Annotated in this window: 21 protein-coding genes; 12 read left to right on the top strand and 9 right to left on the bottom strand. The window is 56.5% G+C overall.

The genetic code is table 11. The annotated features are described in order from the left end of the window. The 7 genes from FHS21_RS18840 to FHS21_RS18810 all read right to left on the bottom strand — a co-directional run. Positions 1 to 702: winged helix-turn-helix domain-containing protein (locus FHS21_RS18840; RefSeq protein WP_183663666.1), on the bottom strand; the 702-nt coding region annotated here is incomplete at its 3' end. Positions 703 to 1,518: 816 nt separating this feature from the next. Continuing rightward, a complete protein-coding gene (locus FHS21_RS18835; RefSeq protein WP_183663664.1) occupies positions 1,519 to 3,231 on the bottom strand; it encodes a UvrD-helicase domain-containing protein in 1,713 nt (570 codons plus the stop codon). Next, positions 3,228 to 5,216 carry an ATP-dependent nuclease gene (locus FHS21_RS18830; RefSeq protein WP_183663662.1) on the bottom strand — a complete coding sequence of 663 codons (1,989 nt, stop codon included), beginning with the start codon at positions 5,214 to 5,216 and terminating at the stop codon, positions 3,228 to 3,230. The genes FHS21_RS18835 and FHS21_RS18830 overlap by 4 nt, the downstream gene beginning before the upstream one ends. A gap of 186 nt (positions 5,217 to 5,402) precedes the next feature. Beyond that, the gene (locus tag FHS21_RS18825; RefSeq protein ID WP_183663660.1) at positions 5,403 to 6,629 is read right to left on the bottom strand and encodes a hypothetical protein; all 1,227 of its coding nucleotides are present in this window, start codon (positions 6,627 to 6,629) and stop codon (positions 5,403 to 5,405) included. 208 nt (positions 6,630 to 6,837) lie between these two features. Next, positions 6,838 to 7,248 (bottom strand): hypothetical protein, encoded by a 411-nt coding sequence (locus FHS21_RS18820; RefSeq protein ID WP_183663658.1) that lies wholly within the window; start codon positions 7,246 to 7,248, stop codon positions 6,838 to 6,840. Positions 7,249 to 8,253: 1,005 nt separating this feature from the next. Further along, entirely contained in the window at positions 8,254 to 8,886 is a 633-nt protein-coding gene (locus FHS21_RS18815) for a 3'-5' exonuclease (RefSeq protein WP_183663656.1), read from the bottom strand. Positions 8,887 to 9,015: 129 nt separating this feature from the next. Further along, on the bottom strand, positions 9,016 to 10,098 hold the full coding sequence (locus FHS21_RS18810) for an ABC transporter ATP-binding protein (protein ID WP_112524047.1): 1,083 nt from the start codon (positions 10,096 to 10,098) through the stop codon (positions 9,016 to 9,018). 99 nt (positions 10,099 to 10,197) lie between these two features. Between FHS21_RS18810 and FHS21_RS18805 the strand changes: the two genes are divergently transcribed. The 7 genes from FHS21_RS18805 to FHS21_RS18775 are packed head-to-tail and all read left to right on the top strand — an operon-like array spanning position 10,198 to position 16,808. Further along, on the top strand, positions 10,198 to 10,893 hold the full coding sequence (locus FHS21_RS18805) for a GntR family transcriptional regulator (RefSeq protein ID WP_312879899.1): 696 nt from the start codon (positions 10,198 to 10,200) through the stop codon (positions 10,891 to 10,893). After that, complete coding sequence (locus FHS21_RS18800) at positions 10,890 to 11,870, top strand: alpha/beta hydrolase (RefSeq protein ID WP_183663654.1); 981 nt, start codon at positions 10,890 to 10,892, stop codon at positions 11,868 to 11,870. The genes FHS21_RS18805 and FHS21_RS18800 overlap by 4 nt, the downstream gene beginning before the upstream one ends. 27 nt (positions 11,871 to 11,897) lie before the next feature. After that, on the top strand, positions 11,898 to 13,100 hold the full coding sequence (locus FHS21_RS18795; protein WP_183635544.1) for an ABC transporter substrate-binding protein: 1,203 nt from the start codon (positions 11,898 to 11,900) through the stop codon (positions 13,098 to 13,100). Positions 13,101 to 13,151: 51 nt separating this feature from the next. Beyond that, positions 13,152 to 14,075 (top strand): carbohydrate ABC transporter permease, encoded by a 924-nt coding sequence (locus tag FHS21_RS18790; protein ID WP_183663652.1) that lies wholly within the window; start codon positions 13,152 to 13,154, stop codon positions 14,073 to 14,075. Further along, a complete protein-coding gene (locus FHS21_RS18785; protein ID WP_183663650.1) occupies positions 14,072 to 14,905 on the top strand; it encodes a carbohydrate ABC transporter permease in 834 nt (277 codons plus the stop codon). The genes FHS21_RS18790 and FHS21_RS18785 overlap by 4 nt, the downstream gene beginning before the upstream one ends. Positions 14,906 to 14,934: 29 nt before the next feature. Further along, a complete protein-coding gene (locus FHS21_RS18780) occupies positions 14,935 to 15,816 on the top strand; it encodes a sugar phosphate isomerase/epimerase family protein (protein ID WP_183663676.1) in 882 nt (293 codons plus the stop codon). Further along, entirely contained in the window at positions 15,813 to 16,808 is a 996-nt protein-coding gene (locus FHS21_RS18775) for a Gfo/Idh/MocA family protein (RefSeq protein WP_112524035.1), read from the top strand. The genes FHS21_RS18780 and FHS21_RS18775 overlap by 4 nt, the downstream gene beginning before the upstream one ends. A 19-nt stretch (positions 16,809 to 16,827) precedes the next feature. On the opposite strand, the gene FHS21_RS18770 is transcribed toward FHS21_RS18775, so the two are convergent. Beyond that, positions 16,828 to 17,250, bottom strand: coding sequence for a hypothetical protein (locus tag FHS21_RS18770; protein WP_158482170.1), 423 nt, complete (start codon positions 17,248 to 17,250; stop codon positions 16,828 to 16,830). Between the two features lie 156 nt (positions 17,251 to 17,406). Continuing rightward, positions 17,407 to 18,411: a LacI family DNA-binding transcriptional regulator gene (locus tag FHS21_RS18765; protein ID WP_246411096.1), complete on the bottom strand. Its 1,005-nt coding sequence runs from the start codon at positions 18,409 to 18,411 to the stop codon at positions 17,407 to 17,409. A 188-nt stretch (positions 18,412 to 18,599) separates the two neighbouring features. On the opposite strand from FHS21_RS18765, the gene FHS21_RS18760 reads away from it, so the two are divergent. The 5 genes from FHS21_RS18760 (at position 18,600) to ppk2 (ending at position 24,942) form a co-directional block, all read left to right on the top strand. Beyond that, positions 18,600 to 19,628: an ABC transporter substrate-binding protein gene (locus tag FHS21_RS18760; protein ID WP_112524027.1), complete on the top strand. Its 1,029-nt coding sequence runs from the start codon at positions 18,600 to 18,602 to the stop codon at positions 19,626 to 19,628. Positions 19,629 to 19,719: 91 nt separating this feature from the next. Next, positions 19,720 to 21,948, top strand: coding sequence for an ABC transporter permease (locus FHS21_RS18755; RefSeq protein ID WP_183663648.1), 2,229 nt, complete (start codon positions 19,720 to 19,722; stop codon positions 21,946 to 21,948). Next, complete coding sequence (locus FHS21_RS18750) at positions 21,945 to 23,006, top strand: ABC transporter ATP-binding protein (protein WP_112524022.1); 1,062 nt, start codon at positions 21,945 to 21,947, stop codon at positions 23,004 to 23,006. The genes FHS21_RS18755 and FHS21_RS18750 overlap by 4 nt, the downstream gene beginning before the upstream one ends. Before the next feature lie 28 nt (positions 23,007 to 23,034). Further along, complete coding sequence (locus FHS21_RS18745; RefSeq protein ID WP_112524019.1) at positions 23,035 to 23,835, top strand: inositol monophosphatase family protein; 801 nt, start codon at positions 23,035 to 23,037, stop codon at positions 23,833 to 23,835. Between the two features lie 186 nt (positions 23,836 to 24,021). Continuing rightward, entirely contained in the window at positions 24,022 to 24,942 is a 921-nt protein-coding gene (ppk2, locus tag FHS21_RS18740; protein ID WP_112524230.1) for a polyphosphate kinase 2, read from the top strand. The last annotated feature ends 115 nt before the right edge of the window (positions 24,943 to 25,057 follow it).

Here is a 25,057-nt window from a genome sequence, read left to right as displayed (position 1 = left end):
GAGCAACATCTGTTTTTCGCGAAGATACCCGATAAGGGTCGCGGTCGGGTCACCCGATGTCTCCGGGAGGCGAAGCTGTGAAGCTAGCACTGAAGGGACGAGTTGAGGATTCGTGATCGGAGCCAAGTCGACGAAGCAAAGGCCGTGCTTGTGCGATGATGACAACTGTTCCGCCACACGAAGGCCGACGGTCGTCTTTCCAATGCCGCCTGGGCCAACGATCGTCACCATCCGTAACCGTTTAAACCGTCCTTCGACGAACTTGATCGCTTCGTCACGTCCGATGGCTTGGATCAGCTGTCGTGGAAGGTTGTTCGGCGCAGTTGTTGTTTCAGGTTCGTTTTCAACGCGGGAACGGGTGAGAGGAGCAACGAAACGATAGCCCCTTGAAGGGACGGCGGCGATATACCGGGGAGCGGCTTGATTGTCGCCGAGCACCCTTCGAAGCAACGCGATCTGAACTCTAAGATTCGACTCCTCGACCGTGGTATTTGGCCAGGCACTCGCGATTAGTTCATCCTTCGTTGCCAGCTCGCCCGATCGCCCGGTCAATGTGATGAGAACTTCGAGCGCCCGCGAGCCGATTGTGACGGGCTCGCCGTCTTTGAGCAACAGATGCCGCCCCGCATAGAGGACGAACGAACCGAAGGCGGTCGCTTCATCAGCCGCAAGCGTTGGATTCGGTGGCGCTTGCCCTTGCAATTCTATCCTTTTCTAATAACGGCGCGGTTTAAGCGGTTGGCCGCGATTAGTCGAGGTCAACCGCTTGTAAACCTATAATCCATTTCGTAAAAGAACAATTGGGACACTCTTTAAGCGTTTGATCCGCAGCAGCGGTCTTCGTGAAGCCGCATCGCTCGCATGAAATTCGGCCCACATTTGTTTTTGCCGGCATTCATTTTTGGCGCTACAGCTTCCAAAGCGGAACGATGCCGGATCTGCGTACGTGCTTCGTGCAGTGGACCGAGCAATCGGTCGGTTCTAAGTGAGATGACCATCCAGCGGAACTCACCCCGTTGGATTAGTCCAACCTGATCAGCTTACGGAGGTTAATCCCCGTAGAGTGACACGCGGTCGCAAACTGACCGCTCGCCTTGAGGCGGCCATACGCAGTTCGCTATGAGTTCGACATTAGAACGTTGGCCGCGATCGGCGAGCGGTCGATCAAGCGACCAAGATGAAACGTCCGGTTTTGGGATGAGGCAAGACCTGCCACAATGACCGAAATGCGGGCGCTTTGCAGACTGACCGGATCCGACCTCATTGCGGTCGATCCAAGGTCATTGACGGCTTCCCGAAAGCTGTCACTCCCAGCGTTCCTAACAGTCGACGTGGTTGGGGCCGTTTCCGGCCGGGCAGCTTACGGGCGCGCGAACAACCAAAGCTGCCATCGCACCTCTATGTGCAAGAATCGACTAGGCCTGAGATTTGCCGGCTTGCGCAAGCGCAGAGCGGAAGTTTGGGGACACACTTGGCCGCGCTGGTTGCGGAGCCCTAAGCAGGAACTCTGGTATCGGGCTAGTTGGCAGACCGGACCATGATGACGTTGTCCGGACCGAACCAGGTCTTCATTTTTTCGGTCTTTGCGTCTGAGGGGGGATTGAGGTCAATAACTGCAAGTCGCCTTTTCGGTCGCGAGCAAGAGACGTAGAATAAGTTACGTGTTTTGGCCCAGCGGCGCGGGTTTTTCTCCAAATCGAAGTCCGTAAGGTACTTGTCAAAGGAATATTGGGTCCAGTTTGACCCCGCGTCATCCAGCACGACAATGACGTCGGGAAACTCCGCTCCTTTCACACCATGCTTCGTGGCAAAGGGCGTATGATCGAGAAAGAAGTCCACAAAACCAATTACCTGCGTGTAGGGCAGCTCCAGAAGGGCGGCGTAGAATTTTTCGTCAGCAGCGCGATATTTGGCGTCGACGGCGTCTTGGTCTGGCACCGGCAGTGGGCCATCTAATCGCGTGGCAAGGTCCTCCAGTAGGTCGAAAAGCTGCGCTTCCCGTAGAAATAGAAGAACGTCTCGGACGGTTCCTGTCCTCCTGATCTGCACCAGTCCTTCAAGGAGCTTGCGCACCCGTGCCTTGTCCGCGATAGATCCCAGCCTGAAATTGCTGAGTTTCAAAATCGAAATAGCCTGCCCGTGCCGCCCGGCTTCCCAGGCCGCTACCAGCGACTCTACCTTGTCAATGAAAAAGGCGATGGTCTTGTCTTCCCCTCCAAGGAGGTCTTCACGAAAGAATCCCCCACGGTCGCCGTAGATGCTAACCAGCTCAAAATAGCCTCCCTTGCGTGCGATTAGCTTGTGGGTCAGCAAAAGCTGTTTGGTTTCCTCCGCGTTCAGGGTCCAGCCACGTTCCTTCAAGAGTGCCTCTGCCGCATCCAAACCGCCTTCAGGCGGCGCACCAATATAAATCGCCTCGCCCTGCGCGTTGTCGGCCGCGGGGACTTGCTTGATGTCGTCACGCACATGGTTGAGCAGGTTGATGACTGCGATCGGACAACGCCGATTGTCCGGCTTAACTACGGGATGGAGTCGTGCGCGAAGCTCTGCCGGGATTTCACCAATACCCGGGTGGCTAGACCCACTGAAGATGTTCTGCATCTTGTCGCCAAAGAGGCCGACAATAACTTTGTCCTTTGCTGTCGGCAGAATGGTGTCCAGAACGATGTCGATAACCGGGCGACTGGTGTCCTGATATTCGTCAATGAAGATAAAGGGGTACTTGGCGACCGCTATCTGAGCGAGTCGGGGATGTTCCTTGAACATGATCCGGGCAACGTCAAGCAGGTCGTCGTGGAAAAGCCGACCCTTGCGCAGATTGGTCCCAAGATCTGCGTAAACTATACGCTTTCCAATCAGCGCGGCGGCCAATTCTGCGGCCTCAACCTTCCTGCTGCTTTCAGGTTTTAGGCCGTCGTTAAATACCAAGACAGCAGCCCGCAGCTCCTTCTGATGGGAAGCAATGAGACTCCAAAGGAAGTCGTGAATTGTCGTGACCGAAATGAGCGGATCGAGATTTACCCGTGACGCGATTTCGTTCTTGGCGACGTTGGTGAAGGTGATGCAGGCAACCTTCTGCCCCTTCGCCCTCAGCTCGGCAGAGTGTTGGCGCAGGATCAGTTGCAACACTTTCACGAGCGAGTATGTCTTGCCGGCGCCCGCACCGGCATCCAGCAGAAAGCTGGTGCGTGTTTTGATGCATTCAGCGAGTTGTTCGTCAGCGGAGGTCATCCCTGAACTCCCGCGAGCCACGCCAAACCATCTTTAATATACTTCGGTGTCTTCCATCCGGCGACAAGCATGAGGTCAACAGCGAAGTCTGCCTTCGGAAATTCGATGTTATAGGCATCCGCAATCAGGGCTGCTGCATCAGCGTGCTGGAAAAGATCGCCGGTTCCCAGCAGCTTGCCCTTGTTCGCATAAAGCCATTCGGCATTCGCGTAACAAAAGGCCTCTTCAAAGCTTCGGCCACAAAGACCCGCATTGGTTTCACTTACTTGGAACGCGACCCGGATCACGCCATCTGTCAATTGCTCCGGCGTTGCCGCGCGGATATCCGCAAGCGGAACCTTGCCTGGCAGCCATTTTGTCAACGTGGCATTGCTGGTCGTAATCCCTTCATCGACGCGACACTTTACCCGCTTCACCTTGATTGAATCCAGATCGGTAATGATCAGGGTAGGGATGCCAAGGAACTCGAGGAAGTCCTTGAAAATATGGGCATAGGCACCGCCGACTTCGACGATCGACAGATAGCTTGGCGTGAGGTCAACTCCCTCGGCACTTGCCGCTTCGATCATGCGTGGTAGCAGTAGACGTTCGACGGACCCTTCAATCAAAATTGCCTTGTCAGCATAGAAGAGGTCGCATCGCGTCAGGGTCAGGTATTTTGCGACAAACTCAAATGCTTCTCCTTGGCCCTTCGCAGTTTCCTCTCCCTTGAAGGCCATCAGGTCTTTTACGCCCGCGCTCCCTCCTTTTTTGCGGAAGTATCGCACGGCAGACAACCCTGCAGCAGCGGTGATGTGTGACGAGTGAGTTGTGATGACCAATTGTGTCCCTTCCTCTCCGGCATGACTCAGGAAGGACTGGGCCTTCCGCAAGAAAACAGTCTGCATCTGCGGATGAAGATGGGCCTCCGGTTCCTCGACAACAATGAGGTGAACCCTCGGGCGGAAGCCGTCTTCACCGATCAATGCGTCACGAAAGGCCTTGAGCTGAAGGACCATGTAGATGAGATTTTTGAATCCCAGACCATTAAACCGCTCGGGAAGCTGATGGGTCTTTGCTTCTTCACCCTCAATGTCGCCGGCGGGATCGATGGAAGCGACGTAGTATATTTTTGTGCTGTCCTTGAAGATGCCACCTGCAGACAGCTCTGCTTGCACCAATATCTCTGGTGTTTCGGGATAGCCGAAGAGCTTCAGCGCCTCAGTCACCTCCTTAAAGGCCTCGCCATATTTCGCCGTCAGCTCGACCGCTTGGGCGCTCACCACGGCTTCGACTGCCGCATAGTTCTCGGGATCGCTCGTCTTGAACCGCCGCTCGTAATGCACATGCAGTAACCGCGACAACTTCGTGGCCTGAGAGGAGGCTTCCTGATCCTCCATATGACGTTGGGCGGGAAGGAAGTCCACCTTGACAAGACGCTTGAGCAACGCGTTGGCGGCAGATGGAGCGAGCATTTCGCTGTCGTTGCCGTCGGTCGAAACCTTATAGTGTCGAAGTTCATACTGGCGCTCCAGCGTCTCCTTCAGCATCGCTGTGAGAGGCTGTTCCGGCCGCATGATACGGAATGCCTTGAAATCCTGTGCTGTCTGTTCGGGGGAGCGCGAGCAGTAGTCGATGCGAAGCACGACCTCTGCTTTGGTGTCGTCGAGGTCCATGAGAAGTTCCTCGGCAACGGAAAGGTCTTCTGCGATATCGGAATAGCTGAAGGTCAACTCCATCCTGATGAGCGGCAGCGGAGGCAGATTCCCACCCGCAAGCACGGCCATCTCGAAGGCCGCAAAAGTGGGATGGGTGCCTCCCCAGAAATCATCAAACCCGAAGCCTTTTTGGGTAGCGTTAAGAAACATGCGCAAAGCTTCAGCGACCGAAGTCTTGCCACTGTTATTCGGTCCGACAAAAACTGTCGTTCCCCCTTCCGTATGAAGATTAACGCGAGCTTCGCGAATGAGACGATAGTTTTTTAAAGAAACAACATTCAGTTTCAAATTGCGCTCCGGCCTATATTGTCCTGAACAAAGGTACTCCCAGTCGTGCGACGTCGCAACGCCGCCCGATCCGATGTCTTGTTTTCAGGCATCTATCCCTCGTAACTTCTCGTTTGCCTACATTGAGCGCGCGAACGGCGACATGTGGTCGGTTAGGTCAATATCGTTTTCAGCTGAATTGTCTGGCTAGCGGCCCATTCGCTTTTTCCTGTGATTGATTACATACGCCTGCGGCTCGATCCAGATACCATTCTTTACGATATCGGAGCTGTAAGTGGTCAGGGCTGCCAGGAGGTCCTGGTCATTGGGAAACTCGTAGCAGAACTGACTGAAAGCCGAGTAGTCGAGCATGACGAAAAAGTCTACGAGACCCTGCATCTCACGGTATCGAGCGACGAATTGACTGCCTTCGTCCAAGAACATTTCCTGGACTATGATTAGGCTGACAATGCTTTTGCCGGAAGCTTCGACGTCCAGGTCGTTGTCATCGACGGTAAGCTCGAGGATATCGTGTCCGCGCACATATTTCGCTGCCCCCTTTGCCTGGTTGACGGCTTTCTCGATCTGGTTTTGTGAGGTACGCCGCTTCCGATCCAGCGTACGGGCCAAGCTCGACCCGGTATTGGGACTGTCCTTGGCCTGTATCAGAACCAGATGAGTAGAATTTCCCGCCATCACATCGACGAGTTCTTTACCCGTATCTCTGCGGACTGGATTCAGGGCGATTTGGGGGCCTCTAAACGCGCTTTTCAGATTGAGGACTATGTCCCGCTCCTGGAAATAACCGGCATCTTCGCGCTCAAGCGTGGAACGCGAATGTCCCCCGCTGCCAAGGTAGTCATGGACCTCGGGACGGATGTCCGTGATGAAGATGTCGGAAGGAAAGAGTTCATCTTTGAAGACGACCTTTATAGCCTTGTCGTCGTCTGCAGTGGTCCTATGACCGAACCACTGCGTCAGGGCGGCGTAGATCCCGGTCACGGTCTCGTTGTGGTAGGTAAGCAGGCCGATCGGCGTGCGCTCGGCAATCACGCTACCCCCGTCCCGAAGGGTGGCCCGGTAGCTCATCCACTCCCGGTTATGCTCGTCTAGGAAGTGGATATCGAGCTCGCCGTAACCGAGCAATTCGAGGATGTCCTTGCCATCGGGGTCATTAAAGATGCCCGTCTGAATGACCAGGGGCTCCTCGTAATCATCGAAGAAGGCAGTCAATGCGACGGTGAGCCCTGATGTGGACATCAGCGGAGCGAGGTAGAAGCTGAAACCACTATTTAACCGGGCAGCCAGGATGTATTCTTTTCGAGCTTTGATGACGAGCAACAGCTTGCCGCTCTCGGGATGCCTGATCGGCAACAAGCCGCCGGGATACCCGTAAACTAAAGGCGCTAGTTCTGGATGTTTGAGGGTGAGCATGGCCAAGCCTATAGCAATATGGGGAGAAAGAAAGCGAGCGCTTTGGCAGCTTACAGTCACGTGGCCACGACAAGCCGCCGCCGGCGATCAGGTAGTACTCACCCGTCAATGGGCACCTTGTCGCATCTGCTGCGCGTCTGCTTTTAGGAACTCGTGGTGTACCGTTTGACGGCCGGAATAGGGCGCGAAACGGACATTCGTACCGAAACTACACGTGCGTATGACCGGGTCGGAGATGAGCCGTATCAGCGCCCCGACCGACCGGCAGGTACGGCAAGGACCGGTCCGCTTCGCGCAGGACCTCGTAACGCTGTCCGGTCCGCTGGTAGAATTCCCGATGCAATTCCAACGCCCGGACATACCGCTTGTATTCGGAAGCCTTGGCCTTGGCGTCGGCAGTTGCATCGTCCGGTACGCAGTAATGCAGCTTTCTCAACTTCAAGGCGACGGCGTTGACCTCAGTCATGTGGGTTTTGCCTCCCGGCTCCTTGAACAGGAGTCTTCCGGAATGGAAGCGGCGCGACGGCGTCCAATCTGCGTTGAGGTAATAAGCCTCCGCTACGTGGATGATATAATCGCCTTCAGGCTTGCGATTTTTTCTGGGAGTGGAATTTTTCATTGCGGTCTGGCTCTCTCTTGGTGGCTGGATGCCATTCAAGGATTGTCCGGCATTGCTGCCGGCGCAATGATGTCGGTCTCTGGGCGAAATAGAATCAGCACGGAAAACGCGCAACACAGCCAGATCGATCTGACCGTGACAAAGAATCCGCTGATATCGCGTGTACGGCCAGATGGGATGCTTGTTTGGCAGACAGATAGATCATTGCCGCAGTCTTTTTGGCACGAACCATAGGATCCGACGATCTTGAGCGTGTCCCCAACATTCCGATTTTTACAGAACGAGTTGAGGATGTGAGTAGAAAAATGCGCCCAATCGTCTCCGATGCTGCACATGTTGTCTCTTGGGATTCTCATTCGGGAGAATGATATGGAGTCGATGGAGGTCCTGCGTGGTATATAGGATTCGCTCTCTATATCCGCTACGAAGGTCGTCTGTTCAAGGATTCCTGCTCTCGAGAAAGTCCATCTTCCAGTCCGTACCCCTCGGTGAGTTCATGGTCCGCCTGCCAATAACCTGTGCCGCGATGGAGGAACCCCTCGATACCTTCTTCGCTGCATTCGCCTCCCCCGTTTTTCGCCTGTAGCCAAGTTCTGATACGCGGACGAAGGCTGATCGGTCGCGCCATTTGATCGCCACATGAAAATCGAAACGGGGCCAGAAACTGCGGCCAGATTTCAGGGAATGTGCCAGCCCGTTCCGATTTTCCTGTGACGATGCTGAAAGAAACGAACGTCGAGAGAAATCCTCGAGTAGCTCGCTTCCGTAGAATATGCAACAGAACCAACCGACATCCGCGCAACGGCAACCAAAGCCGAAACGACGATACAGCGCCTATTTTGCTATCCCTAGACGAATTGCAACACCTCCGGAACTAGACCCTTTGGCATGGTTTGATTGCTGATTTGATCGGGCTCTCTTCTCAAATCTTGGGTCATGGAAAGGTTTGAGGATTTCGCTCCGAAAATTGTGACGTCGTCCCGTCTTCGCGGGGCGAGTATTGCTTCAAAGCGCCAGAAAAGGCGAAGTGCGGTCGAAGACCTCGGGTTGCAATTTTCCGGTCTTCATCAGATGTTGCAACGTGTATGATATGGACAGGGCGTCGTCCAACGCATCATGCCCCTGCAACGGTGGATGTTCGACGCGATAGTAGTCCGCCAACTTGTTGCTGGGTGTCTTCGCTAAATCCTCGATAGGCATTCCCGCGGCGATTAGAAGCTTGACAGCGTTATCGAACCGGTGAGCCGGGATGGGCGGCTGAATCCCCGCGATATAGCAGCTGATGGCAACCATGTTCAGCTCATCCTTACCCCACGACCAGAACCGAGCACCATCCGAGAAGCTGTCAAGGCCAGAAAGGGCCTCTTGCAAGGTCAGGCCGTTGGTGGCGATGTTTTCTTCAGTGATGCCGGTGAGATTGGTGAAATAGGGATCGAGCGGATATTTTTCGCCAAACCGATCAATCGATCGAACATAAGCCTTGTAGGTATCCAGGAGAGGAAACGCGCCCTCGAGGCCCAGTCTAACGGCTCCGATTTGGGCAATGACCGGATCGGGATCAGCCGCTGCGCACCAAAATCGACGTTGCGACCCCTCGATGCAAAGAAACTCGCAATCAAATACAATAGCCGTTTTCATAGTCGACCTCTCGCAACAGCATACGATACGAATGTCGTTGGCAGCCTGGCTCAGATGCACGGTGATTGCCAGTCAAGCGCAAGCCGTCAGTTGAAAACTAGTGCGGTCGGCAACATAAAGATTCGTATTTCAATTGATCCGCTGGCCTTTCTCGGTCTCGAAGAGGTGAGTGTTGGCAATATCACCCTTTACCGAGAGCCGCTCGCCGACCCGGACTTCAGCTGATCTCGGGAATTCGATGGTGATAAGTTTTTCGGTTCCGGCATCGAGGTAACCGAAGGTCTGGCTGCCAAGCCGTTCGACCACCGCCAATTCGCCGCTGAACCACCCCTCGGTGGCGTCGCAGACGGTCAGGTCTTCCGGACGGATGCCGAAGGTAACCGTCTTTAATGCCACGGCTGGTCCGTCCCCAGCACTTATAGCGACGTTGCCTGCCGGCAATTGCAGAACAAATTTGTTCCGGGTGGATTCAACGACATTCACCTGCAAGGTATTCATGGTCGGACTGCCGATGAAACGTGCCACGAAGAGACTTGCTGGCTTGCGGTAGAGGTCAAGCGGATGCCCGATCTGTTCGACGTTACCCGCGTTCATAACGACAATCCGATCAGCGAGTGTCATAGCCTCCACTTGATCGTGCGTGACGTAGACGGTCGTCGCCTGCATGCGGCGATGCAGCTTGGCAATTTCAAGCCGCATCTCGACGCGAAGTGCGGCATCGAGATTCGACAGCGGTTCGTCGAACAGGAATGCCTTCGGTCGGCGAACGATGGCGCGGCCCATCGCAACCCGCTGGCGTTGGCCGCCCGAAAGTTGTGCCGGCCGACGCTCAAGATAATCCTGAAGCTTGAGGATATCGGCCGCGCTTGTCACGCGCTTGTCAATTTCATTGGTGGTCTCGCCGCGCATTTTCAGGCCAAACGCCATGTTTTCTTCAACGCTCATATGGGGGTACAGCGCATAATCCTGGAAGACCATGGCAATGTCGCGGTCGGAGGGCGGCAGGGCATTGACGACCTTGTCACCAATCCTCAATTCACCCGCGCTGATTTCTTCCAGCCCGGCGATCATTCGGAGCAGGGTGGATTTCCCGCAACCGGACGGACCAACAAGAACGAGAAACTCGCCGCTCGCGACATCGATATTTACCCCGTGGATCACGGGAACTGTCCCGTAGAGCTTTCGGATCTGCTTCAGACTGATCGCTGTCATTCGATTATTCCTCCGCCCGATACGTTATTGACTTTAATTATCGATATCAATATCAATAATGATAATTAGCGTCATCTGCAATCAAGAGGAGAGCTTGCAGTGCCCGACGACTCCATCACTCGCAGATCAAATCGCCCATCCTATAGTCCGCTTCCAGCAAAGGCGGCCGTGGCGTTCGATCAATTGAAGCGGGATATCATGCTGGGAGAGTTGCGCGCCGGCGAGCCGTTGACGGAGCTTGATCTGGCGGCGCGGTTCCAGTGCAGCCAGGGTACGATTCGCGAGGCTTTGCTGCAGTTGCAGGAAGAAGGGTTGGTGCGACGCCAGGGGCACCGGGGCACCCAGGTATCTGCCTGCACGGTCGATGAAGCCGTTGAAATGTTCCGCGTGCGCCAGCAGATCGAATGCAATGGCATCGTTCGCGCGCTGCGCCACAAGAGCCGGACTCTCGTTTCCGATCTTCAGGAACTTGCGGACGATATGGCAGAGTCCGCAAACAACGGCGACGAGCTCCAGCTCGCGGCGCTCGACCGGGATTTCCATCGGCGGATTTTTCGCGATGCCGACCTGCCGGCGCTCGATCCGATCTTGCACCGGTGCCTCGTTCACAATCATCGCTTCAAGATCTCAAGAAGTATCGGTTCCCGCGATCTCATGGCGACAGCACTACGGCATCGCGTCATAATTGAAGCTATAGAGCAGGGCGATGTAGCCGCTGCAACGCAAGCCTTGCATCATCATATCGCGACGATTGTTGACTTCGGGCCAACTGTGTTTCCGGACGCTGATCAATGAACGGCGCCGGTTTTTCCAATGAACTTTCAGCGGAAATGCGCGCGTTGTTGCTGCGCGTCGAAGAGGAGCTGGGGCCGCTACCTGATCCCACATTGCTGCCACCGGAAGAGGGCAGGGCGCAATCCGAACGTTCAAACCAGCGCAACAATGTAAACCTGCCGCCGCTTGCTCGGACGCGAAACATAATCGTTGCCGCCAATACGGAACTTGGTTCCCAGGATTGCCGCATGCGCGTGCTTGTGCCGCATGATGCGGGCGCCGGTGCTGTCCTGTTCGTTCATGGCGGAGGTTTTGCGTTCTGCAGTCCTGAAACGCATGAGCGTTGTGCCCGGGTTCTCGCCAATGAAACCGCGCTGCCCGTGCTCGTTCCCGATTATCGACTAGCCCCGGAACATCCATTTCCAGCGGGCCTGCACGACGTTGTCGCCTGCCTGCGTGCCGCATTCGCGGCGACTGCAGAAGCAGGCGTATCCACGGGACCGCTCATCATCGCAGGAGATTCGGCGGGGGCCAATCTCGCGCTTGCAGCCGTCATGCACGAAGAGAGAGCTGGACGTTCACTGCCGTCGGGCATGCTTCTGTTCTACGGCGCGTTTGGTGCCGACTTCACCACGGAGTCGTATGGCCAGTTTGCCGAGGGCCCCGGTCTGACGCGTGGCAAGATGCAACGATACTGGAACTGGTATTGCGCGGATGAGGATGCCCGCCGCAATCCGCTGGTGGCACCGTTACACGCCGATGACCCTATACTGCGCGCATTGCCGCCGCTCTATCTCCTGGCCGCCGGCGTCGATCCCCTCTTGTCCGACACGCTTCTGTTTGCTGATCGGCTGAAGGCTGTTGGCCGCAACGATCCCCTCACTGTTTTGCCGGGGGTAACGCATGGATTTCTGCAAAACACGAATGAACTGGCTGCTGCGCGGGAGGCGCTTGTGGCGGCCGGGGAGGCTGCTCGAGGAATGATCCGCGGCAGTTGAAGACCCATAACAAAGGTGGAGGAAACAATGAGCATTCTCAAGAAACTGGGTATCAGTTGCGCATTCATGGCCGGCCTGGCGGTGAGCGCCGCCAATGCGGCCGAAACGGTGCGGTTCTGGTATCATTTCGACAATCCGGAAAATCCGATGTCGGATCTCGTGGCGAAGTTCGAGGCGAAAAACCCCGATATCAAAATTGAAGCGGAAAATGTTCCATGGAACAGCTACTACGACAATCTGTATACCTCTCTGGTTGGCGGCAATGCGCCGGACGCCGGGATGGTCAAGCTTTTTGCGCAGCCGCGACTGGCTGAAATGGGTGCGCTGGAGCCGATTGGCGACCGTATCAACGCCTGGCCGGGCAAAGCCGATCTTCTCGATAATCTGCTGGAATTGAACAAGGGGCCGGATGGGCAGCAGTATTACCTGCCGATCCAGTACGTCGTGCTGTATCTTTACTACCGCGCCGATCTCTTCAAGGAGGCGGGCCTCAATCCACCGGTGACATGCGAAGACTTCCGCACGGCAGCGCAGAAATTGACCAAAGCGCCCGACACCTATGGTTTTGGCCTGCGCGGCGGCAAGGGCGGCTGGGACCAGTGGGGAACATTCGTCTTCTCGCAAGGCGCGGAACTCAAGCCGGGCGGCCTTACCAACCCTGAAGCTGTCGCGGCTAACCAGTGGGTGATCGATCTGTTCCAAAAAGACAAGGTTATCCCGCCATCGGCTCCAAATGACGGCTTCCAGGAAATTGTCGCAGCGTTCAAGGCTGGCAAGACGGCCATGACCATTCATCATATTGGCTCATCCAATGATTTGGTCAAAGCGTTGGGAGATAAGGTTTCCGCTGTTCCCGCCCCCAAATGCGGCGGCAAGCAGTGGACCTCCTATGGCGATGAATCCCTGGCGATTTTCTCGTCGTCACAGGTGAAGGACGCTGCCTGGAAGTGGATATCCTTTCTCGCCGAGGGTGAAAACAACGTTGCCTTCAACAAGGCGACGGGCCAGATGACTGTAACCAAGAGCGGTTCCGAGCATTGGACCCTGCATGAACGCCGTTTCGTTGACGCCACGGTCCAGTCTCTGCCGTTTGCTCACGTGCTGCCGCAAAGCACCGCGACAGCGGAGTTCGTCAATACCGCGTGGCAAACGTCAATGCAGCAAGCGCTCACCGGCCAGATCACCTCGCAACAGATGATGCAGCAGCTTGAGAGCCTCTTCGCGCAGTAGCGCGGAGGGGTTTCGCAGCACTGGTCGACGTCCGCCGAAAGTAGATTGTCCATGTCAACGCTTGCACCATCAGCACCTCACGATCTCACGCAGGTTCGCACGCTGCGCAGCCGGCTGATGCCGTATGCCCTGCTGGCGCCGGCAGTGCTCGTGACATTGTTCATCGTTTTCTTCCCGATGGTTCAGGCGGTCGTCACCAGCTTCTACGACCTGGTCCTGTGGAAACCCAATGCCAGCCGGTTCGTGGGCTTCGGCAACTACATCAAGCTCTTGCATGACCCGGTATTCTGGATTTCGCTCGGGCATACTGCCATATGGATCGGCTTGACGGTGCCCTTGCAGATGGGTCTTGGCCTGGTCGCCGCGCTCCTGCTCAATCGCGAGTTCCCATGGCGCGGTCTGGCGCGTGCCCTCGTGATAATTCCGTGGGCCTTGCCGAGCGTTGTCATCGCGCTGATGTGGCGCTGGATTTATGATCCAACCACCGGGGTGCTCAATGACATCCTGCTGTACCTGTCGATTATCCATTCAACCGTACCCTGGCTTGCCGATCCGCATCTTGCGCTCTATGCGGTGATTGCCACCTTGACCTGGCAGGGCTTTCCGTTTTTCGCGGTGATGATCCTTGCCGGTTTGCAGGGGATACCCCAAAGCCAGTATGAAGCCGCCTCTATCGACGGGGCCAGCACGTGGCGTCAGTTCGTCCATATTACCCTTCCGGGAATAGCACCCGTGCTGGCGACGGCGGGCCTGCTGCGTATTATCTGGGTCGCAAATTCCATGGATGTCATCTTCGTCATGACAGGTGGCGGCCCGGGCTATGCCACGCACACACTGCCGCTTTATGCGTTTATCAAGGCCCGGCAAAATCTCGATTTCGGCTATGGCACCGCCATTGCCGTTACGTTCACGATCCTTCTTGGTGCCATCGTGGCGGTCTATATCGTCCGCACCATGCGCGAGGTGGAACGATGAACAAACCCTCGACGCTCCGCCGGATTCTCACGACGGATATTCCTGTCGTTTTCATCATAATGCTCGCCATGGGGCCGTTCGTCTGGATGATCCTGACGTCCCTGACACCGACCGCGCAATTATCTGCGTCCGGCGTATCCCTGTCGCCGGCGGGGTGGAGCATGGACAATTATATCCGCCTGCTGGAACAGACCTCGTTTCTCGGCAATATGCTGGACAGTCTGATCATTGCTGCTGGTACTGTCGTCCTGGGCCTCGCAGTTTCAATCACTGCGGCCTACGCGCTGTCGCGTTTCCGCTTCCCGGGCCGCAAGCTGGTCATGCTGCAGTTTCTGCTGGTCAACATGTTTCCGATCGTGCTCCTGATCTTGCCGCTCTTTATCCTGATGCGGAAGATTGGCCTTCTCGATACGCATCTTGCGCTGATCCTCGCCAATTCAACTGTCGCCATTCCGTTCGCGGTCTGGATGCTGAGGAGTTACATCGGCGCTATTCCCCGCAGCCTCGATGAAGCGGCGATGATCGATGGCTGTTCCCGGCTGCAGGCGTTGCGTCGCGTCGTTCTGCCGCTGGCCATGCCCGGCATCATTTCGACAGGCATCTATATCTTCATTACCGCGTGGAACGAATATCTCTACGCCCTGACACTTGGCGGCCGGAACGTCCGCCCCGTTACCGTCGCCATCCAGACGCTGATAGGCGAATACCAGATCGAATGGGGTCTGCTCGCCGCCGGCGGTGTCGTCGGTGCGCTTCCCGCCACTCTGCTTTTCCTTCTCGTTCAACGCCGGCTTATCGGCGGCCTCACCCAAGGCGCAGTGAAGGGATGACTCTTATTAATATCAAAGAAGGACCCATGATGAATCCCATCGGATTGATCTCCATGCAATATGCAAGGCCATTCACCGCCGAGCATTTCCATCTCTTCAAGAAAATGCGCGAACTTGGCTTTGACTTCGTCGAACTGCTGGTGCCCGAGCCCGGCGAAATCGATCTTGCCGAAGCCCGGCGCGCATTGGACGATGCAGGACTTGGCGTCGTCCTCGCCGCGCGCGTCAATATGCAACGCAACCTTTCATCGCACGAGAAAGATGCCCACCGCGCCGGCATCGACTACCTGCGCTATACGGCGGACTGCGCAGCGGAACTCGGTGCGACCGTTGTTGGCGGCCCTCTGACCGGCAATCCACTGGTGTTTGCCGGGCGTGCGCCAGTACCAGTAACCGAAGAAGAGCGGTTGGCGCGCAAGGACCGCTGTGTCGCGGGACTGAAGGAAGCGGGCGATCACGCTGCGAAGGCCGGTATTCTGCTCGCCGTCGAACCACTCAATCGCTTCGAAAGCGATGTGTTGTGCACGACACAACAAGCCATCGAGCTGCTCGACACAGTGGACCATCCGGCGGTCAAGTTGATGCTCGACACATTTCACATGCACATGGAGGAGGCGTCGATCCCCGAGGCCATCCGGCTTGGCGGCGGTCATCTCGTGCATTTCCAGGCCAACGAAAATCATCGCGGCTTCCCCGGCACCGGTTCGACCGACTGGGTTGCAGTTTGTCGTGCGCTGCACGAGGTGAACTACAAAGGCCCGGTATCGCTTGAGCCTTTCCGCCGCAATGATGATCGTTTTGGCGTTCCATTCGCGCAGTGGCGTCCACCGCATGAGGACGAAAGCGAGCGCCTCGCGGCGAGCGCGGCGTTCATCAAATCCCATCTCACACTGACGGAATATCGGCGATGACACTGAAAATCGGTTGGATCGGTTGCGGCATTCACGCAACCCAGATGCTACTTCCCCAATTGGTCCGCCATGACGTCGAAATCGTCGCGCTCTGCGATATCGATGGCAAGCGTCTTGGCGATGCCGGCCGGCAGTTTGGCGTTGCGCGCCTGACCAGCGACGCCGAGGAACTCATCCGAACGCCGGGAATCGATGCGATCGGCATGGCCGTGGGGCCGGATCAGCATCTGCATTTCGGCAAACTTGCGCTCGATCGGGGTCTGCCTGTGTTTATGGAAAAACCCCCGTCAGGAACAGCGGCTGGCGCGCGGGAACTTCGCGCTGCGTCGGAGCGCGCCGGTAAACCGTTGCTCGTCGGTTTCATGAAACGTTATTCGGTCGGCAACAAGATTGCCCACAACATCATCAAGTCCGGGCGGTTCGGGCCGGTGCTTGGCCTTACCGGATACTACATGACCGCGCCGGGCTACTTTACCGGCAATGTCGATTATACCGGCTTCTTCCTGCATCACTGCGTGCACTATATGGATCTGGTGTCATTCTTCGTGTCGCCGGTGCGAACCATTTCAGCGCGAAAGGTGGAAAAAACACCGGGCAGGCTTCTTTTCCACGTCGGGTTCGAGTTCGAGTGCGGCGCCATTGGAAATATCGCAATGGGTACGATCCAGTCGCGGGGCACGCCGGTCGAACGCATCGAGTTGATGGGTGACCACCAGCGTCTCGAGGTAGATGATGTGATTGAGGTGCGGTGGAACCGCAACCCGCCCTTCAAGGTAGACGATCCCGAAGCGACACTCGCCGACGATGTCGACACTCTGACATGGAAGCCAAATTTTACGGCAGCGGCGAATGAAGATCCGAAGGGTTATTATTCACTCTTGGCCGATGTGGTTCCGGCCCTCGGCGGTGCGTCGACTGCTGCCCCGACAATTCATGATGGGGTGATAGCCATGGAACGGCTGGAGACTTTGCGACGGGAGCTTGATTTGTAATTTCCGTGGGCTGCCGCGGTCACTCGACGTTGGACTCCATGCAGCGATACGTAAATTTGTATTCTCCTTCGGGCTTTCCCGGGTTCCTGTCGTCTCTTGGGTTATGATAACAGGCTCCCCACCTGATCCCGGAACGCCCAGCAACACTCAAAAGCTGTAGTCCCCCTTTTGCGGCGATCACCGTGGCCGGATATAATTGGTCACCTTGGTGTTGTACTACGCTGGCACAATTCAATGGTTCTTCGGATGCCTCCTCAAAGCAGATTTCGATGACCACGTCGCGATCACAATTGTTGACGAAAAGCCAACCTTTTTCGTTTTCGGTCCCGATGACGCAGCTCTTGGCATCGTCGCTAAAAGAGGGAGTAACCTGGCCGAAAAACAGGATTAAGGCGATCACGGCAAGCGTCTTGCATTTCTTCAAAAGCCTCATGTGATTCAAGCTGATGCGTCCCCGATTCGTCAAACTTGATTTTGAAGCAGCCTACGACGACTATTTCATCTTGGCCACTGTCAGCCAGATACAAACTCTCGTCTGCGGCGCGCTTGACCCGCAACGCCATGAGGTGAGGTTGCCGGTCGACGCAACCAAACGATTCTATAGTTTGTTCCGGATTGTTTTTCTCCAGATCAGCGGTGCGTGCAGGTTGGCAGACCGCACCCGACCGGCGGTCGCATCGCTTTGGAGCCAGGCGACACTGCTCTTTACGATTTCATCCACTGGCTGCGAAAACGTCGTCAAGTTATAGGACGTCCATGAGGACTGCTCGATATCGTCGAAGCCGACGATGCAGAGATCTTCCGGAATGTTCAGCCCAAAGTCGTACCGTGCACCGTCCATCAGCCCGAATGCCATCAGATCGTTGACACAGAATACAGCGTCGGGTCGCTTCGGTTCGGTGAACAATGTCTGCGCAATCTTGCGGCCGCTCTCATAGACGGTGTTCCCGTGGCGCACGACCGTGACCTCAAGTCCGAATTCGGCGGCCGCTGCGATGAAGCCGCGTTCGCGCGCCATCAGACTTGGTGTTCCAACGTCGGAGTTGGCGAATGCGAGGTGTCTGCAGCCGGCGCGCAGGAATGCACTCACGGCCACCCGTGCCGCTTGACCATCGTCGAGATTGATACGGAACGGCCCATCAATATCATCGTCGCGATTGATCAGCACGATGCGCTGGCCGCTGTTGAGGCAAAGCCGGGTGATCGCCTTGTCCGGAAGACCAGACAACAGGATGGACGCGTCGGCGCGGTAGTGCAGGGTTTGCCGGAGTGCCGCGTCAACACTGCCATCGGAACGATCTGTGTTGATGAGCATGGCAATCTTGCCCGCCGTTTGCAATTCGTGGGTGAGAGCGCGCACCAGACGGGCGCGGTAGGGCGTATCCATCTCGGACACGACCAGGCAGACGATACCGCTTTCACTGCGCATCAGGCCGCGTGCAAGCTGGTTGACGTGATAGCCAAGCGCTTGCGCAGCCTCCATGACCCGCTGGCGTGTTTCCTCCGAAACACTCGCGCCGGGCGTAAACGTGCGGGATACAGCCGAGCGCGAAACGCCCGCCCGCTTTGCCACGTCATCAGCGCTGACGAATGATTTGTTCAACTGCATGAATCCATAGTTGTTCACGGTATCTTGCACGCGCTTGCGTGCTACTGCAACCACCAGACCGCTAATTTTATTGAAGGAACGCAATAGTCCGCTTGACAGGGAGACATATCGTGTGAAACTTTTGCACACGCTTGCAAAAAAGCGTGCGGCATGGAGGTGCCGCTTTGTCAGGGAGGAAAATCATGCGTTCTGTATTCGCAATTGCCGCCGCTTTTGCTGTTGGTCTTCAAATGATGCCAACCGAGGCGCGCGCAGCGGACAATCTTAATCTTATCTGTTCGGCCGATGTCGTTATCTGTGAATTGATGAAGGGCATGTTCGAGAAGGAGACGGGTATCCAGGTCAATATGGTCCGCCTGTCATCGGGCGAGACCTATGCCAAGATTCGCGCCGAGGCACGCAATCCGAAAACCGATATCTGGTGGGCAGGCACTGGTGATCCGCATTTGCAGGCCGCCTCCGAAGGGCTCACCCAGGAATATAAATCGCCCATGCTCGACCAGTTGCAGGATTGGGCGAAGAAGCAGGCCGAGAGCGCAGATTATAAGACCGTTGGCGTTTATGCGGGTGCGCTTGGCTGGGGCTATAACACCGAGATCGTCAAGAAAAAGGGCCTGAAGGAGGCCAAGTGCTGGGCCGACCTGATCGATCCATCCTTCAAGGGCGAAATCCAGATCGCCAACCCCAATTCGTCCGGCACTGCCTATACCGCGCTGGCTTCCCTGGTTCAGATCATGGGTGAGGACAAGGCATTCGATTACCTGAAACAGCTGAACGCGAATGTATCGCAATATACAAAATCAGGTTCGGCGCCGGTTAAGGCAGCGGCGCGCGGCGAAACGGCGCTCGGTATCGTCTTCATGCATGATGCTGTTGCCCAGATTGCTGAAGGCTTCCCCGTCAAGGCCGTTGCTCCTTGCGAAGGTACCGGTTACGAAATCGGCTCGATGTCAATCATCAAGGGTGCGCGCAATCTCGACGCGGCCAAGAAATGGTATGATTGGGCTCTTTCCGCCGAAGTGCAGTCGCATATGAAGGATGCAAAGTCCTTTCAGCTGCCATCGAACAAATCTGCCACCGTTCCGCCTGAAGCCCCGAAATTCGAGGATATCAAGCTCATCGATTATGATTTCAAGACCTATGGCGATCCTGCCAAACGCAAGGAACTGCTTGATCGCTGGGACAAGGAGATTGGTGCAAGCGCCAACTGAACTTGCTTTTGCCTGATGCGATATGTCCGGATCGTTCCGGACATATCTTCAGCGCAAGTAACTTCTGCGATGAACGAGGGCGGGTGGCGTTATGGAACCTAGCGACCGGAGATTGAATATTGCGCTCGGCATCGGGCTCGCCGGGTTGAGCCTTGTCCCGTGGTACAGGATCGAAAGCGGTTTTTTCGGCCTCGATTGGCTCGGCAATTTTCCGAACGGTTCCAACGAAGCGCCTGCTCTTCTGCAGATATTCGCACACGGCCGCTGGACACTTGCCGGCATCGCGCTGCTCTTCACTGTGGGCCTATGCGCGCGGGCTTTCAAAGTCTCGTCGCTTCGTTCAAATCTGCTGATTGCGGCCGGCGCCGCTGGAATTGTTTTCCTTGTGCTGCAGGGGCTCGCTGTCGGGTTTACCGGCTGGACCTGGACGATAACGGAAGCGCTGTTCGGACCGCTTGCCGATGGCCAGCCTTCGATGGGTGCGGGCGCGGGGCTCGTGGCGCTTTCCTTCGTCCTGATGTTTTCCTTCGGACTTGCCGAGCGCGGCGTGCTCCGGGGCGATGCCTTCGTGGTCGCTTCAATCGCGCTGCTTGTCTTCCTTGTCAGTATCTTTGTGTTCTACCCCGTGGGCAGCATGTTCATCGGTGCCTTTCAAAGTTTTGACGGCTCGTTCGATCCCTCCGGATTTGTCCGCAACATTCAGGATCCATCGATCTGGAGTCTGGATTGTCTTGTTGGGGGTAATCGCTGTGGTGTCGCATGGCGCACGCTAATGCTGGCTATCCTGTCGGCGTTCGGCTCCACATTGCTCGGGCTCTGCTTCGCGCTGGTTGCCACCCGCACCCGCTTTCCGTTCAAGAAGGGACTGCGGCTGCTGACAATCCTGCCGATCATCACGCCTCCCTTCGTCATTGGCCTCGCGCTTATCCTTCTTTTCGGCCGCGCCGGTGTCGTGACCCATCAGCTTTCCAACCTCTTCGGGATTGAGCCGGGCCGTTGGCTTTATGGCCTGACCGGCATCTGGATTGCACAGGTCCTGTCTTTCACGCCCATCTCGTTTCTGGTGCTCATCGGCGTCGTCGAGGGTGTCAGCCCGTCAATGGAGGAAGCATCGCAAACCCTGCGGGCGGATCGCTGGCGTACGTTCTGGAAAGTCTCGTTGCCTTTGATGAAGCCCGGTCTCGCCAATGCCTTTCTGATCGGCTTCATCGAGAGCATGGCGGATTTCGGTAACCCTTTGGTGCTCGGCGGTAGCCATGGGGTGCTCTCGACGGAAATCTTCTTTGCCGTTGTCGGCTCGCAAAACGATCCTTCGCGTGCCGCGGTGCTGGCGATCATCCTTTTGTTCTTCACGCTCTCGGCCTTCCTTGCGCAACGACTATGGCTGGCAGGCAAGAGCTTCGCGACCGTGACCGGCAAGGGAGATTCGGGCGCGCATATTGCCTTGCCGCGATCACTGTCCATTGGCGTTCATGCCATCGTCATTCCGTGGATATTGTTCACGCTGGTCATCTACGGCATGATCCTGTTCGGAGGCTTTGTCCGCACATGGGGCCTCGACAACACCCTGACCTTCGAGCACTACCAGCGCGCTTTCTCTTTCAGCTTTGAGAACGGCGCTATCGCCTGGACCGGCGTTGCCTGGAACTCATTCTGGACAACGATAAAGATCGCGTTGATTTCGGCCCCGCTTACAGCGGCGGTCGGGTTGCTGACCGCCTACCTGATCGTCAGGCAGCGGTTTGTCGGACGAAATGTATTTGAATTCGCGCTGATGATGAGTTTTGCCATCCCAGGCACTGTCATCGGTATCAGTTACATCATGGCCTTCAATCTCCCGCCGCTGGAAATGACTGGCACGGCGCTGATCCTCGTAGCCTGCTTTGTCTTCCGCAACATGCCGGTTGGCGTGCGCGGCGGCGTGGCGGCGATGAGCCAGCTCGACAAGAGTCTGGATGAGGCATCCTTAACCTTGCGGGCAACGAGCTTCCGCACCATCCGCAAGGTCATCCTGCCCTTGCTTCGTCCGGCGATCGTTGCTGCGCTGGTCTATTCGTTCGTCCGCGCCATTACATCGATCAGTGCTGTCATATTCCTGGTCAGTGCCGAATATAACATGGCAACTTCCTACATTGTCGGGCTCGTCGAGAACGGCGAATACGGCGTGGCCGTCGCCTACTCGTCAATGCTCATTGTCGTCATGATCGTTATCATTACCTGTTTCCAGCTGCTGGTGGGTGAACGGAAATTGCGCCGCGAGAATCGCGTTGCAACGGCCTTTATTCCGTCTGCCGCACCACAAGAGAAGGCCGCATCATGACCACTCATCACACCGGCTCTGTTGTTTTCACCAATGTCAAAAAGCAGTTCGGCACGTTTACGGCCATCCACGATCTGTCTCTGGACATCGAACCTGGCACACTTGTAACGCTGCTGGGCCCATCAGGCTGTGGCAAGACGACGACCCTGCGCATGCTCGCCGGGCTCGAGCATCCAACTGCAGGACGCATTCTCATCGGCGGCAAGAATGTCACCATGCTTCCCGCCAACGAACGCGATGTCTCAATGGTGTTCCAGTCCTACGCGCTGTTCCCGCATATGTCAGTGCTGGAGAACGTTGCTTACGGGCTTGAATCATCGAAGATGAAAAGGAGCGAGGCGCGGGAACGGGCGGAAGAGGGGCTGAAGCAGGTCGGTCTTGCCGGGTACGGCCAGAGGCTGCCTGCTGAACTCTCGGGAGGACAGCAGCAGCGCGTTGCGGTCGCCAGAGCTCTGGTGCTCGAGCCGCAGGTGCTCTTGCTGGATGAACCCCTTTCCAATCTCGATGCGCGCCTGCGGCGCCGTGTGCGCACGGAAATCCGCGAACTACAGCAGCGTCTGGGGTTTACCGCAGTCTATGTCACCCATGACCAGGAAGAGGCGCTTGCGGTATCGGACAGGATCATTGTCATGCAGGACGGCGCTGTTGCTCAGCAGGGTTCGCCACGCGAGCTCTACGAAGCTCCCGCATCGTCATTCATCGCCGACTTCATCGGCGAGGCGAACGTCCTGCCTTGCGAGGTCCTGCGTAGCGATGGGGGGCAGGCGATCATTCGAGTCGGAAAGCTGGAACATTCTGTGCCAGGCCGGAGCGCCCGCCCGGGACCGGCAAGGATCGCTGTCAGGCCCAATGCGATCACGCTCGAGGCGGCAGAGAGCGGGGCGTTTCCCGGCAGCATACGGCATGCGGCCTATCTCGGGGATCATGTGGAATATGAAGTCGAGACGGAGGCTGGCACATTATTCGTCGTAGATCCGGCCATCGACAGAACGCTTCCACCGGCGACCAATGTCAGCATCGGCTTTCACCATCGCGGCATCGCCATCATCAACAATTGAAATCTGCATTCATATCTAAGGAAAGAATATGACATCCGACGTCACCGTTGATCTTCAGGATCGCTTTGCCCTGGCCCAGAAGATGGCGATTGAGGCGGGGGCCGTGGCTCTTGCGCATTTCAACGCGCGCGAAAGGCTGGTTATTGAAACCAAGGCGGATCCACACGACGTCGTTTCGATTGCCGACCGCGAAGTTGAAGATCTTATTCGGACCCGGATTGCCGCAACTTTTCCGGCCGATGCGATCCTTGGCGAGGAGTACGGTGTCAGCTCGGGTACATCGGATTACACCTGGGTCGTCGATCCGATCGACGGCACGAGCCCATTCGTCAATGGCATGCCGACGTGGTGCATTTCCATTGCTGCCCTGCACGGGGAGGAAATAGCCATCGGTGTTATTTACGTGCCGTGCAATGACGAGCTCTACGCCGCTGCCGATGGCATGGGCGCCACATTGAATGGCAAAACTTTACGGCTCGATGCAAGCCGGACGATCCGTAATGCCGTGACCGGCATCGGCGCCAACAATCACGTGGCACCGGCGACTGTCGCGTCGATCGTCGAAAAACTGCTTGATGCAGGTGGAAACTTCATTCGCAACGGCTCGGGCGCCCTGATGCTTGCCTATGTCGCCGCGGGTCGCCTTGTTGGCTATTACGAGCCTTATATGCATGCCTGGGACTGTATGGCGGGCTATTGTCTCGTCAAGGAAGCCGGTGGGTGGCATCTTCCATTTCCGGTCGAAGGCGATGGCCTCACAAAAGGCTCACCTGTGCTTGCAGCCGCCACAGGTGCCGTTGACGACCTGCGGACAATCGCGGGGCTTTAGGTTTCGCATCGCCTGTGTGTGAAATAGCGTTGACGCGGGATGCCAATTGCAGGTTCTCGCTTGATCATGAGTCTGTGGTCAAACGCAACTTCAAATTTGGTTCATGGAGTTATGGCATAAGTGCCCGCAGAGTTGCATGATACGTGCCGTGGCGGCGCGGCGCGAACGACTATCAGAGGGGCTGAAATGAACGATCCAAAGCATGAGGCGGCAAACCAGGATTGGCTTGAAGCCGAGCTCGCCGATACACTCGACGAGGATTATGAGCTCGAACTTTCCGAGCCGGCACTGTCCGACGAGATTCGCAAAATCTACCGCAAGACTCATCCACCAACCATCCCGCGTATCGAGTATTTTCGGGCCTTGCTTTCACTCCAGGCTGAGTTGATCAAACTGCAGGACTGGGTCGCCTATCACAAGGAAAAGGTCGTCGTCGTATTTGAGGGACGCGACTCTGCCGGCAAGGGCGGTGTCATCAAGCGCATTACCCAGCGGCTCAACCCGCGCACTGCGCGCGTCGTGGCGCTGCCAGCTCCTTCGGACCGGGAAAAATCCCAGTGGTACTTCCAGCGCTACGTGCCGCATTTGCCCGCCGGCGGTGAAATCGTACTGTTCGATCGATCCTGGTACAATCGTTCCGGCGTCGAACGGGTGATGGGATTCGCAAATGAAGACCAGGTTCAGCAATTCTTCCACGATGTGCCGGAATTCGAACGCATGCTTGTCCGATCCGGCATCAGGGTTATCAAGTACTGGTTCTCCATAACTGACGAGGAGCAACAGTTGCGCTTCCTCATGCGCATTCATGACCCGCTGAAGCAGTGGAAACTGTCTCCCATGGATCTGCAATCGCGCGTGCGCTGGGAAAGTTACACCAAAGCCAAGGAAGAAACCTTCGCCCGCACCAACATACCCGAAGCGCCCTGGTATATCGTTGAAGGCAATGACAAGAAGCGTGCCCGTCTCAACTGCATTGCGCACCTTCTTTCACAGGTTCCCTACGAGCCCGTACCACACGAGGAGATCACCTTGCCTAATCGCGTGTTCAACCCGGACTATGAACGTAAAGTGTTGCCGCCCGAACTTTACGTTCCGTCAAAATACTAACCTGATGCCGGCAATCCCGGCTGCGCGTTGGTCTGTGATATCTTCTCCGTTGCCTTCCCAGAGCGATCATCGGGAAGGCAATCGTTTTGATCATCTTTAAACGCTGGGGGGATAG

It is taken from the genome of Phyllobacterium trifolii, assembly GCF_014192095.1.
Lineage (GTDB): Bacteria > Pseudomonadota > Alphaproteobacteria > Rhizobiales > Rhizobiaceae > Phyllobacterium > Phyllobacterium trifolii.
Note: the sequence above shows the minus strand (reverse complement) of the source record. Positions and strands in the feature narration are given on the sequence as shown.

Excerpts from the sequence above, each read along its gene's own strand:
- FHS21_RS18835 (WP_183663664.1), bottom strand. The coding sequence starts at position 3,231 with ATGACCTCCGCTGACGAACAACTCGCTGAATGCATCAAAACACGCACC.
- FHS21_RS18825 (WP_183663660.1), bottom strand. The coding sequence starts at position 6,629 with ATGCTCACCCTCAAACATCCAGAACTAGCGCCTTTAGTTTACGGGTAT.
- FHS21_RS18820 (WP_183663658.1), bottom strand. The coding sequence starts at position 7,248 with ATGAAAAATTCCACTCCCAGAAAAAATCGCAAGCCTGAAGGCGATTAT.
- FHS21_RS18815 (WP_183663656.1), bottom strand. The coding sequence starts at position 8,886 with ATGAAAACGGCTATTGTATTTGATTGCGAGTTTCTTTGCATCGAGGGG.
- FHS21_RS18810 (WP_112524047.1), bottom strand. The coding sequence starts at position 10,098 with ATGACAGCGATCAGTCTGAAGCAGATCCGAAAGCTCTACGGGACAGTT.
- FHS21_RS18800 (WP_183663654.1), top strand. The coding sequence starts at position 10,890 with ATGAACGGCGCCGGTTTTTCCAATGAACTTTCAGCGGAAATGCGCGCG.
- FHS21_RS18795 (WP_183635544.1), top strand. The coding sequence starts at position 11,898 with ATGAGCATTCTCAAGAAACTGGGTATCAGTTGCGCATTCATGGCCGGC.
- FHS21_RS18790 (WP_183663652.1), top strand. The coding sequence starts at position 13,152 with ATGTCAACGCTTGCACCATCAGCACCTCACGATCTCACGCAGGTTCGC.
- FHS21_RS18785 (WP_183663650.1), top strand. The coding sequence starts at position 14,072 with ATGAACAAACCCTCGACGCTCCGCCGGATTCTCACGACGGATATTCCT.
- FHS21_RS18780 (WP_183663676.1), top strand. The coding sequence starts at position 14,935 with ATGAATCCCATCGGATTGATCTCCATGCAATATGCAAGGCCATTCACC.
- FHS21_RS18775 (WP_112524035.1), top strand. The coding sequence starts at position 15,813 with ATGACACTGAAAATCGGTTGGATCGGTTGCGGCATTCACGCAACCCAG.
- FHS21_RS18760 (WP_112524027.1), top strand. The coding sequence starts at position 18,600 with ATGCGTTCTGTATTCGCAATTGCCGCCGCTTTTGCTGTTGGTCTTCAA.
- FHS21_RS18755 (WP_183663648.1), top strand. The coding sequence starts at position 19,720 with ATGGAACCTAGCGACCGGAGATTGAATATTGCGCTCGGCATCGGGCTC.
- FHS21_RS18750 (WP_112524022.1), top strand. The coding sequence starts at position 21,945 with ATGACCACTCATCACACCGGCTCTGTTGTTTTCACCAATGTCAAAAAG.
- FHS21_RS18745 (WP_112524019.1), top strand. The coding sequence starts at position 23,035 with ATGACATCCGACGTCACCGTTGATCTTCAGGATCGCTTTGCCCTGGCC.
- ppk2 (WP_112524230.1), top strand. The coding sequence starts at position 24,022 with ATGAACGATCCAAAGCATGAGGCGGCAAACCAGGATTGGCTTGAAGCC.